We start from the raw sequence: 11658 nt of genomic DNA, 5'->3' as shown, positions 1-11658 counted from the left end.
GAACATCACACAGTTATTCGAGAATAACGCTTACATTTCCTGTACGTCCGCCTTAACTTTTTTTCGACAAAAAGGCTGCCCGCAGGAGCAGCCTTTCCAATGTCCGGGGCAGCCTCATCACCTTAGTTATACAGCAGCGCCTTGATCTCAGCCGAATCTATATTATTTTTATCATACCAGTGGAAGCCGGTATCAATCATTTTCTCTACTTTTTCGCCTTTGCTTGCCATGACTGCCGCTTTGACGGACCAGTAGCCGATGCCGATCGGATCCTGTGTAATGGCTCCAGCCATTTTACCGCTCTTAATCGCATCGATTTGCGCTTTGCCGGAGTCATAGCCGATAATGACCAGCTGATCTTTTTTGAGCTCCGTTACCGCGTTGACGACACCGATTGCCGAGCCTTCATTAGCCCCGAAAATACCTTTCAGGTTCGGATGCCCTTGAATAATCGCCTTAGCCAAATCGGTTGATTTCAATTGGTCGCCGCCACCGTATTGAATGTCAACGATTTTGATGTTGGGATGCTTCGCTTTGATCTGCTCCACGAAGCCGTCTCTGCGGTCAACGCCGGTGCGGCTCGTTTGGTCGTGTACGACAAGGGCAACTTCGCCGGCATCGCCGATTTTTTCCGCCATTTTGTCAGCGGCGAGCGCTGCGGCTTTCTTATTATCCGTAGCTGCCGTGGTGACAGGAATGTCGCTGTCGACGCCGGAATCGAAGCCGATAACCGGAATATTCGACGATTTGGCTTTCTGCAGGAGCGAGACGGACGCTTTGCTGTCCAGCGCTGCGAAAGCGATGGCAGTAGGCTTTTTATCTAAAGCGGCTTGCAACATTTCAATCTGTTTGTCGACTTGCGCTTCGGTTTCCGGCCCCTCGAACGTAATGGTGACGTCAAATTCCTTCGCCGCCTTTTCCGCTCCTTGCTTCACCGCTTGCCAGAACTGATGCTGAAAGCCTTTGGAGATCACAGGAATATAAGGCTTGCCACTGTTTGAAGAAGCTGTTTTTGCCGTTGATGACGGTGTGCCGGATGTTGAACTTGAGCCGCAAGCGGCCAGAAGAGATGCAGAAAGCGTAAGCGCAGCGGTGACCATCACCAGTTTACCCATTTTGTTTTTCATTTTGTCGTCTCCCTTTTACATGAATTTGGTATATTAATTCTTATAAAGAATGAATACCGAATGCCGTTATCCCGCTTTGCGCCGGCGCAAGATGTCTGCATACACTGCGAGTAAAACCACGATACCTACGATAACCGTTTGCCATTCTTGAGGAACGGATAAGATTCTTAACCCATTCGTCATCACACTCATAATCAAAGCCCCGATCACCGTTCCCAAAATAGACCCCTGTCCACCGCTTAACGAAGTGCCTCCGATGACGACCGCCGCGATGGCTTCTAATTCATACCCCATGCCAAGCGCCGGCTGAGCCGAGTCTAATCTTGAAGCAATCATGACTCCCGCAATCCCGCTGAATAAGCCTGTCAACACATAAATAGCAATTTTCCAAAAATGAATATGAACACCGGATAACCGGGTTGCTTCTTCATTGCTGCCTAATGCGAAGTTGTAGCGTCCGATGACCGTCTTGGTCAGCACCAAGCTCGAAATAATCGCCAGTCCAAAGAAAATGAGGATGGCATTCGGCACTGCGAATCCCGGAATCACCTTCTCCAGCACCGACCCCATCGCAATTTGACGAAAAGCCGGCGTTTCATTAAAATAAATCGGTTTGGCATGGGAAATGACGAGTGACAGCCCTTTGGTCATCATCATAACGGCAAGCGTTGCAATAAACGGTGGAATGCCCATCTTGGCTACTGCAAAACCGCTGAACAATCCGCAGAGGACACCAGTTAAAATCCCCGCCACAATTCCGATTGGAATCGGCAAATGCCATTCGGTGATGAATACACCCGTCATCACAGCGGAGAAGGTCATCACCGTACCGACACTTAGATCGATGCCTCCTGCGATAATGACGAATGTCGAACCTAGTGCCAGTACGCCGATAACGGCCGTAGATAAGAGAATCCCGACGATATTGGTAAATTGCAGGAAATTGCTGGAGGATACGGAGAAAATGACAACTAAAAGCGCCAAACTCGCGAAAGCTAATAGTTTCTGTGTCGCGGCTGTCTTTCGCAGGGGTGGCCTCGAAATTTTCAAAGAGCTTAACTGCATAGATGACCTTCCTTTCTTAATTACGGCTTGTCGCCAGTCTCATAATCTCTTCTTGATTGGCTAGTTCCCCCGGAAGCTCGCCGGTAATTCGGCCCTCGCACATCACCAGAACGCGGTGGCTTAAGCGCAAAATTTCGGGCAGCTCCGAGGAAATCATGAGAATGGCTTTCCCTTGCTTGGCCAAATCCTCAAGCAGCGCGTAAATCTCCGATTTCGCCCCTACGTCGATGCCTCTTGTCGGCTCATCGAAGATGAGCACCTGACAATCCCGGTGCAGCCATTTTCCAATGACGACCTTTTGCTGATTGCCGCCTGACAGAAACTTGGCTTTCTGCTGCACACTCGGCGTCTTTATTTTCAATGCTTCCACATATTGTCCCGATATCCGTTCGATAGAGCCATCTCTCATCCATCCGAAGCTGTTGCGGAATTTCTTCAGGGAAGGCAGCGCGATATTGGCTCCGAGCTCCATATCCACGACCAGCCCATAGCGCTTGCGGTCCTCCGATAAGTAACCGATTCCGTGTTTCACCGCATCGTGGGTGCCACGAATACTTACTTTCTTACCGTTCATGTAGACGTCGCCAGTGTCCATTCGATCTGCGCCGAAGATCGCTCTAGCCACCTCGGTTCGTCCAGCCCCCATCAAACCGGCAACCCCGACAATTTCACCGGCATGCACCGTAAAGCTAATCTCCTTAAAAACGTTCCCTCTGCCGAGATTTCTGACTTCCAGGACATTTTGCTTCGATCCGGCTTGCAGGCGCGGGCTCTTCTCTACCTGGATTTCTCTGCCTACCATCATCGAGATGATCGTGTCCATGGAGGTTTCCCTCGTTGGGACAGTGGCAATATAACGGCCATCCCGCATGACCGTGATGCGGTCGCTAATCCTTCTAAGCTCCTCCATGCGATGGGAAATGTAAACAATTCCCACGCCGTTTCGGCGCAGCTTCTCAATCATCCGGAACAATTCGTTAATTTCCGTTTCCGTCAAAGCCGCTGTGGGTTCGTCCATGATGAGCACCTCGGAATTGAACGACAATGCTTTGGCGATCTCAATCATCTGCTGCTTCGCTACGCTAAGCTCCGATATTTTCATACGCGGATCCAAGTTCAAATTCAGATGTTTCAGGAGCTCCGCCGTATCGTCGTTCATTTTCTTCTCATGCAGTAAAAATCGCAGTGATTTGCGCGGCTCCCGGCCAATGAACATATTTTGCGCGATCGTCAAATCGGGGATTAAATTAAGCTCTTGATGAATGATGCTGATGCCGAGCAATTGGGCTGATTTCGTATCCGGGATATGAACTTCTTGTCCTTTCAACAGGAGGCGTCCTCCGTCTTTCTGGTAAATACCGGTTAAAATCTTCATCATCGTCGATTTGCCGGCCCCATTCTCGCCGACTAAGGCGTGAACTTCACCCGGGTTCAGTTCAAATTGGCAGCTTGAAAGTGCTTGAACGCCGGGAAAATGCTTGTCAATCCCTTCCATTTGCACGAGTGGTTGTATCACTGCTTGTGTTCACCTCGATATCGTTTACTGTTATCATCTTAGCTGTAAACGGTTCATTTGAGAGTGGAGTATTTTCTTGAAAAAGTCGAATAATTTCCGATATTAGGTAAAAATGCCTGCAACTACCCCGTGTGCTTGGGACAGATTCAAGTTCGCCTTATTGAAGGGGAACTACAGGGCTTTATTTAGGCAAAAAAACGGAATTCCGGGGATCGAAGGGAACTCCAGGGTCTTATTTCACCTTGATCCTCCAAATATGTATGGGAATTGGCGAAATAGCGGACCGTAGTTCCCCCTTCCTCGCCCAAAGAGCTATTTGGGGAAAAATAGCGCCCTGTAGTTCCCCTACCTGCCTGCGGGGAGCGTTTGGGCAAAAAGAAAAACCCAGCCTGCGGCGGCTAGGTCCTTGTCTAAACCTATACATTTGTCTCATCACCCTTCGGACACAGCAGCCGTTATATTCGCGAAGAGCGACGTGTCTCTCTGCTGACGGACACCGGAGTCCTTATTTGCCAATTTCGGGGAGAAATCAGTCCCCAAGTGTGCAAGTAACAGCGCTGATGTCCGTTGCATGTTAGAAGAGGTTCTTTTCCATCGAATAAGGGCTACTCCGTCCGTTAGCGAGGACAAAACTGCGCTACCGCTATTACGTCTGCTCGACTAACTGAGCAAACATGCCACAATAGCGGCCCTCAGTTCCCTCTCCCTCACGTTTTTAGCTTGTTTTACAGCGTTAACTTCAACCTTTTCCCCACTCCGCCTGCTTTACGCTGAAAAACGACGTCTCAGCTGGAAAAACGAGGGGAGCAGCGCCTGTTCCCCAACTTTAAGCTCCTTTTACAGCGTTAACTTCAAACTTTTTCCCTCTCCGCCTACTTTAACGCTGAAAAGCGACGTCTCAGCTGACACATCGGAGGGGGAGGGGGGCATGGATTGAAAACTGCGTTTTGAAGATGCTGATTTTGATGTACTTTCCGCAGTCCGCATAAAAAAAGAACCCGAGGAGCACATCTCCACAGGTTCTTATCTATCTTTTATTCCGCTTGAAGCCATGTAATATCTTTGTGTTCCAATTGATCTTTCCATTCCTTCGGAGCGCCCACATTGCTGACGATAATATCGATCTTGTTCAAATCCGCAATTTTGTAGAATTGAACTTGTCCGAATTTCGAGTGGTCCGTTACGACAATGCTGATCTTCGATTGCTCAATCAGTTTTTTCGCAAATTGCCCCCGGTCTTCGTCGAAAGCGGTGATCCCTTTATCCAACATAATCCCGTCTATCGAAATAAAAGCTTTATCCACATAAAAGTTCTCGATCATTTTTTCAGCCATTGAACCAACGACGCGCGACTGCAGAGGGCTTACTTTGCCCCCGATAAAGAAAATATCACCTGTAAGCAGTTCCTTGTTCTTATAATCGATTAGCAGGTAAAGGGCCGGAACGGAATTCGTGAGCACAGTAATGTTCTTCTTATTCAGCAAATAATCAATTATATGCAGTGTCGTTGAACCGTCATCGATGAAAATGACCTCATTGTCTTCTACTAACGTAGCCGCTTTCCGGCCTATCATTTTCTTTTCATCGGCATGCAAAATTTCCCGCTTTAAATGGGACGGCTCCTCGCGCGAAATATTAATTTTCACTGCTCCGCCGTAAACCCGCTTCAATTTGTTCTCTTCTTCCAATTCCTCGAGATATCTGCGGACCGATTCAGACGAGACATTCAGACTTTCAACTAACTCTGTCGTCTTTACTTTGCCCTCAAGATTAAGAAGGTTTAATATGTAGTCTTTGCGCTCTTCTCCGATTAATGACATGCTACCTTCCTCCTGGTCAATTCACTAACTCATATGGTAGCAATATTAAGCAAGCGGTGTCAACATTTTCAATCGTATCTAACGTTTTTCATGGCGGTCGATGGCCAGCTTCTGTATCTGCAGCGCCCGATCTATTTTGGAAGATTTCATTTTGCTCACATAGCTGTCAAACGTATCCACGGATTCCACGCCAAGAATAATTTTCAAAGACATCTCGTCAACCAGTGTCGTGACATCGTTCATTATGGAGGACAGTTCCGCGTTCTCGAGCTCCGTTCTCGGAATTTGCGGCATCGTGTGTTGATCCACATTCGTGTTCGACCACTCCAGAACCGCCTTCCGTTGCTGGGGCAAGGTGTAATATTGCTCCATATACCGAACATCCTGGACGAAGGGGCCAAAATAGCTCGCCCGCGAATACATCGCAAGCGCTTGAGCCGGCGCCAGCTTATCGCGGTTGCGCAAAATGAAATCGGTATACGTCGGATATCCGTCTTCCATCGTATAGCTGGTTCCCTCGATGCCGAAGTTGAACAGCATGTGTCCTTCCTCGCTGTATCCGTAATCGAGCAGTTTGGCGGCCGCTTCCGCATGTTTGCTTTTGCTCGAAATCGCCACGCCGCCTGTTCCTACATAGGCATAACTGCGTTGGCCGAACTCCGGCTTGTCGCCTTTATTCAGCACCGGATAAGGAGCCGCTGCGAACATGACGCCTTTGTTCTTCTCTTCCACGATGGGCTGCCATTTTCCGAGCCCTGCGCCGGCATTCCAGATCGTGGCCCCGCTTCGTCCTGTTATCATGTTGGAGTCCATCGTTTTGGTGTCTACCGTGGCAATATTTCTATCCAGCAGCCCCTCGGCATACCATTTATGAAAGGTCGCCAGAAATTGTTTATAGCCTTGTTCCATCGGACCGAATTTCACTTGTCCCTTATCCAGATAGAACCCTTTTTTGATCCCGAATGCGCCAACGAAAGCACCGCCGTCAATACCGAATAGCGGATTTGGAACGCCTAGAAACGTTAAAGGGGCCTCGACGCCTTTCTTTTCCTTAAAAGCCTTTAATACGGTGTACCACTCATCCATAGTCGTCGGTATCTGAAGACCCAGCTCATCCAGCCAGTCCTTCCGGATAATGGGACCTTGATACGTGCGCAGCAAATTGTCGCCCCGAATGAACGGAAATACATAATAGCTGCCGTTGTCGGTTTTGACCTGTTTGTCTACGTCCGGATGCTCCGCTAAATATTTCTTAAGATTAGGCGCGTAGTTGTCGATAAGCTCATTTAATCTCAAAATATACCCGTCGCCGATCGCCTTTTCAGGGCCTCCTGGATAACTGTCCCATTCATATTCCATCATATCCGGCAAATCCCCGGACGCGAGCAGCACATTCATCGCTTCTTTGGCTTGATTCGCCGGAGGCTGGATGAATTTGAGGCGGACCCCCGTCCGTTTTTGCCATTCTTGAAAAAAGGGCACATCTTGCGTATTCGGCTTCACGCTTGCCGCATTGCCGTTAAGCTCCGCCCAATACGTCATCGTGTTCTTGGCTGTATCCGGTTGATCCTGTCCCTGTCCCGCTTCTTTTGGCGGGGCGGTTCCCGTCGGCGATGCAGAGGGAGCGGCAGCGCTGCAGGCTGTTAGCGCGAGGACGCCGACCGCCAAGATCAGGGATATTAATGGTTTGCGTAATATCATCGGGTGAACCTCCATAAGCTGGGATCTTGCAGCGAAAATCAGGGCATTTCCTTGTATTTCCCGGGCGTAATCCCCTCATATTTTTTGAAAACACGAATAAACGTAGCCGCTTCATTATAGCCAACGGACTTGGCGATTTCCGAAATGGAGCCCTGCTTGTGAACGATCATTCGCTTGGCCTGTCCTATTCGGAATTTCGTAATATAGTCCAGCAATCCTTCGCCGGTACCATCCTTAAACAGCTTTGAAACGTAGCTGCCCTTGAGCTCAAAACGCTCACCGATCGTATTGACATTGAGATTGGCGTCCTGATAATGTTCCTCAATATAACGGATCACATTCGTGATCAGCTCGCGCAGCGTCTCGGCGCGTTCCTTCGTTACATTCGTTTCCATTTTGGCGGCTGCATGCGCACAAACTTCTTTGAGCAAGCTCAGGAGCTCCTGCTGCATTTCAAGGATCGTATCGCATGCGATAATGGAATCCATCCATCGCGGATTGTCTCCCAGCAACCGGCTTTCCCCATCCCCAAGCTCATTAATCGCCTTCACCATCGTACCGACCAGATTAAAAATCAAACATCTGGCCAACGTCAGCGAGACCAGAGGTTTGTTAAAATTTCGTTCCATGATCTCGTTCATACTGGCAGACGCCTGCTCGAAATCGCCAATTTTAATCATATTAATAATTTGCTGCTCCACTTGAAGCGGATAATAGTAGCCAAGCGGCAGCTTATCCGCGGAATCAATCCGAATTTCATCGTAAGTAATAATTTCTCTTTTTCCCCGAACCATTTTATACTCCATCGCGTCCAATGCCTCGCTATAGGCTTTGGCCACGCCAAACAGCGAGGAATGAATGCCGCCGATCGAGATCGTGAGATCCATGTGAAAACGCATCAGAAACCGCTGGGCTTCGGTTGCAATCCAGTTCAGGTCTTCCTTCCGCTCGGCCGCTTCGTCTGCAGCAAAATTGACTAAACAAACCATCATGTCGTCGACTTCCGCGACGTAACCGGCATGATGACGGTGTCCAACAAGCTCTTCTACCACATTGGTGATAATGAATTGAATCAGCTTCCGCCTTTCGTTCATATCCATGCCCGGCAAATTGGCGGAAAGCTTCTCATTATTTTCAACGGCAAATAAAACAACCGCAAATTCATTGGAAATGAGTTCCATATGGAACGATTTGAATGCCTCTTCATACGAAATAAGCGTATCGCTCTTGCCTTTCAGGAGCCGGTTCAACATATTCGAGCGCAGCACATATTGATGAGACTGCAATTGCAGCGCGATTTGATCCTTTTCGCTTCGGGTATCCGAGATCGCCCGCTGAATAAAACTCAGCTCGTTCCCGTCTGTCCGCTCCTCTGCCGAATGCTTGTCCGAAACCGACTGAACAAGCCGTTGAATCGGCGAATAGTTGCGGCGCATGAAAAACCATGTTAACACACCTGCTCCAATGAGCGAGATGAGGATGCTGACATAAGTGAATTTACGGACATACTCCGCTTTCTCCCAATAAATCCGGCTGGGGATGACCAGCACGTACTTCAAGTCAGAAACTGCCGATTGCATATAAAAGAGTTCTGAATCCCCGTTCTTTGCCGGCGAATATGCCACATGATCCCGATCGAGCGCTTGCTCCAGATTGAGATTTGTATAGACCGACACAGGAAGATTGGAAAGCAGAACTTGATTGTCATGGTTAAGAATTAATAATTGCCCGCCGCTAAACCCGGAAATCGTTTCCATCGCCTTCTGGAATCTCGCCAAGTCCGCCATCACGACGACAGTCCCCGTTTGTTTCCCATTCAAATCTTTGGGCAGATGCGCAATATATGCAATAGAGGTTTGGGGACTGCCGGCATCTGAATGAGGCAGCAATAGAAACTGGTTATTAGCCGCGTTGTTGATCGTGTCGAGCCACTGCTCATAACGAAGCGTGCCCGTGTTGTGAAGCGTATCGAAAGCCGTTTTCATATCTCTGACATTGCCGGGCCGCAGAATCGAAGAGGATTGGTCCCAAGTGACGTAGAACTCATCAATCGCCGCATACGAGGTTTGGTACATTCTAAACTCTTTGACCAGTTGATAAGCAAGGAATTGATCATCGCTCTGCCCAATGTTGGAGTACATCAAGGATTGCAGCTTCGTATTCCATGTGATTTCCATATTCAATCGTTTCATCAAATCGATTTGGGTGTCAATCGTATACCGCACTTGTTTGAGCAAAGAATCGTTCGCCCGGTGAATCTCGCTTTTTAACGCGTCGCTGGATTGTGAATAAATAATTAAGCTCATCATCATGGGGATGAACAAAACGGCGCTGTAGGATATTAACCAGGTAAAAATAATGCTTTTTCTTTTTCGCCATAGAAATCCGATGTTCAATATGGATCTCCTCCCATTGGATGTTCGATATAGTCTGAAGGGATTGTCTCCACTTCCCTATATTATACCGCTATATGCAAGGGGAGGAATGTCCAAAATGACAAATTCGATTGACAAAAGCTCGATTCCGACCGGATTCGAAGCGGTTTATCCTTTTAAAGAACCGACCATGACCCCTTTGACAAAGAATCGTTGAACGAACGGATAAATGCAAAGCACCGGCAATGTGGCCACAACAATCGTGGCATATTTAATGGTTTCACCGATCTGAAAGCGGTCGCCCGCATCCGCGCCGACGGACATGCCATCCGTTGAATTCGCGATCAGAATCTCCCGGAGGACGAGCTGCAGCGGGAACAGATCCCGGCTTTTAATAAACACAGAGGCATAGAACCAGCCGTTCCATTTATCCACCGCATAATACAAAATCATAACGGCAATGACCGGCATGGAAAGCGGGATAATTATCCGGAACAGAATCGTGAAATGGTTGGCGCCGTCGATTTTGGCCGACTCCTCCAAGCTGTCCGGGATCGACATAAACGCTGTGCGCATAATGATCAGATTGAATGTGCCGATGGAGAAAGGGATGATCGTCGCCCAGAGAGAATCGAGCAGACCGATATTTTTGACAACCAGATATAAAGGAATTAAGCCCCCATTGAAAAACATGGTGAATACAATAATGAGCATGAACGCCTTGTTCCAGATGACATTTTTGCGGGAAAGCACATACGCGCCCAGCGCTGTCATCAGCAGATTCACGGCTACGCCAGCGATCACGATAAACAGCGTATTCCGGTAACCGATGAGAATGCCCGGGTTTTTCATTACGCCTCGGTAAGCTTCCAAACTAAAGCCAAGCGATTTCAGCAAAATCCCTTTGTGCGCAACTAATCGCCCCGCATCGCTTAACGAAGCAAAAAGCACGTATAACAATGGATACAAAGTGACGATGACGAGTGCGATCAGTATCAAATAGATCGAGGCATCGAACCATTTTTCTAGTATGCCGGTATGTTTTTTCATAGATTTCACCTCACCATAGACTGCTTTCGTTAACTTTGCGGCTAATATAGTTCGCTGTAATCAGGAGAATCAGGTTGATGACCGAGTTAAACAAGCCAACAGCCGAGCTGTAGCTCCATCCGAACTCCAAAAGCCCTTTGCGGTAGACGAAAGACGAGATCACGTCTGCTGTTTCATAAGTGACAGGATTATACAGCAAAATAATTTTCTCAAAGCCTACATTCAGCAAATTCCCCATCCGCAAAATAAACATAATCGCAATCGTCGGCATGATCCCCGGCAAAGTAATGTAGACAATCTGCTTCCATCTGCTCGCCCCGTCCATGCGTGCCGCCTCATACTGCTCCTGATCGATTCCCATTAAAGCGGCGATATAGATGATGGACTCCCAGCCGATTCGCTGCCATATTTCGGAGAGGATGTAGATCGGACGAAACAATTCCGGCTTCTGCAGCATCGCTTGCCCGTCGTAGCCGAATGCCATCACGATTTTATTAATGACGCCGTCCGCGTTCGTAAAATCAGTAATAATCCCGCAAATCACGACCATCGAAATAAAATATGGCATGTAGGTGATCGTTTGCGCTACACGCTTAAACATCTTGCTGCGCACTTCATTGATGAGGAGGGCCAAAATAATCGGTGCCGGGAACTCAAAAACCAAGGAATACAACGAGATGACAATCGTATTTTTCAATATCCGCCAAAAGTAATAGCTGCCGAAAAAGTCCTGAAAATTCTTAAAACCGATCCAAGGACTGCCCAAAATCCCTTTCATAGGCGAATATTCTTTGAATGCGATCAAAGCGCCGTACATCGGTGCATAGTGAAAAATAAAATAATAAGCAAGTACGGGAACCATCATCAAATACAAATATTTGTTTAAAACAAAGTCGCGGACATAGCGGTTTGCATCCGCTTTTTTCCGAACGAGCCGCGCTTTCTCAAGCGGTCTGGCTTTCTCCATCTTCATCCTCACCCCAATTCAAATTAGGAGAGAGGGC

At 48.1% G+C, this 11658-nt stretch carries 9 protein-coding genes; all 9 read right to left on the bottom strand.

The window, feature by feature from the left end; translation table 11 throughout:
* Window positions 1-122: 122 nt before the first annotated feature.
* Window positions 123-1115 carry an ABC transporter substrate-binding protein gene (locus tag GC097_RS14045; protein WP_171683964.1) on the bottom strand — a complete coding sequence of 331 codons (993 nt, stop codon included), beginning with the start codon at window positions 1113-1115 and terminating at the stop codon, window positions 123-125.
* 78 nt (window positions 1116-1193) lie between these two features.
* On the bottom strand, window positions 1194-2192 hold the full coding sequence (locus GC097_RS14040; RefSeq protein ID WP_171683919.1) for an ABC transporter permease: 999 nt from the start codon (window positions 2190-2192) through the stop codon (window positions 1194-1196).
* Window positions 2193-2208: 16 nt separating this feature from the next.
* Window positions 2209-3708: a sugar ABC transporter ATP-binding protein gene (locus tag GC097_RS14035; RefSeq protein WP_312875666.1), complete on the bottom strand. Its 1500-nt coding sequence runs from the start codon at window positions 3706-3708 to the stop codon at window positions 2209-2211.
* 432 nt (window positions 3709-4140) lie between these two features.
* Window positions 4141-4281 carry a hypothetical protein gene (locus GC097_RS14030; protein ID WP_171683918.1) on the bottom strand — a complete coding sequence of 47 codons (141 nt, stop codon included), beginning with the start codon at window positions 4279-4281 and terminating at the stop codon, window positions 4141-4143.
* Window positions 4282-4742: 461 nt separating this feature from the next.
* Window positions 4743-5528 carry a DeoR/GlpR family DNA-binding transcription regulator gene (locus GC097_RS14025; RefSeq protein ID WP_171683917.1) on the bottom strand — a complete coding sequence of 262 codons (786 nt, stop codon included), beginning with the start codon at window positions 5526-5528 and terminating at the stop codon, window positions 4743-4745.
* Window positions 5529-5606: 78 nt separating this feature from the next.
* A complete protein-coding gene (locus GC097_RS14020) occupies window positions 5607-7229 on the bottom strand; it encodes an extracellular solute-binding protein (protein WP_171683916.1) in 1623 nt (540 codons plus the stop codon).
* Window positions 7230-7267: 38 nt separating this feature from the next.
* A complete protein-coding gene (locus GC097_RS14015) occupies window positions 7268-9625 on the bottom strand; it encodes a helix-turn-helix domain-containing protein (RefSeq protein WP_246294223.1) in 2358 nt (785 codons plus the stop codon).
* A gap of 147 nt (window positions 9626-9772) precedes the next feature.
* A complete protein-coding gene (locus GC097_RS14010; RefSeq protein ID WP_171683915.1) occupies window positions 9773-10654 on the bottom strand; it encodes a carbohydrate ABC transporter permease in 882 nt (293 codons plus the stop codon).
* A 10-nt stretch (window positions 10655-10664) separates the two neighbouring features.
* Window positions 10665-11621, bottom strand: a complete 957-nt coding sequence (locus GC097_RS14005; RefSeq protein ID WP_376768387.1) for an ABC transporter permease — start codon at window positions 11619-11621, stop codon at window positions 10665-10667.
* Between the last annotated feature and the right edge of the window lie 37 nt (window positions 11622-11658).

The organism is Paenibacillus planticolens (assembly GCF_013141725.1).
In the GTDB taxonomy this organism is placed as follows: domain Bacteria; phylum Bacillota; class Bacilli; order Paenibacillales; family NBRC-103111; genus Paenibacillus_E; species Paenibacillus_E planticolens.
Note: the sequence above shows the minus strand (reverse complement) of the source record. Positions and strands in the feature narration are given on the sequence as shown.

Coding starts and splice junctions, on each gene's coding strand:
- GC097_RS14045 (WP_171683964.1), bottom strand. CDS start 1,115: ATGGGTAAACTGGTGATGGTCACCGCTGCGCTTACGCTTTCTGCATCT.
- GC097_RS14040 (WP_171683919.1), bottom strand. CDS start 2,192: ATGCAGTTAAGCTCTTTGAAAATTTCGAGGCCACCCCTGCGAAAGACA.
- GC097_RS14030 (WP_171683918.1), bottom strand. CDS start 4,281: ATGCAACGGACATCAGCGCTGTTACTTGCACACTTGGGGACTGATTTC.
- GC097_RS14025 (WP_171683917.1), bottom strand. CDS start 5,528: ATGTCATTAATCGGAGAAGAGCGCAAAGACTACATATTAAACCTTCTT.
- GC097_RS14020 (WP_171683916.1), bottom strand. CDS start 7,229: ATGATATTACGCAAACCATTAATATCCCTGATCTTGGCGGTCGGCGTC.
- GC097_RS14010 (WP_171683915.1), bottom strand. CDS start 10,654: ATGAAAAAACATACCGGCATACTAGAAAAATGGTTCGATGCCTCGATC.
- GC097_RS14005 (WP_376768387.1), bottom strand. CDS start 11,621: ATGGAGAAAGCCAGACCGCTTGAGAAAGCGCGGCTCGTTCGGAAAAAA.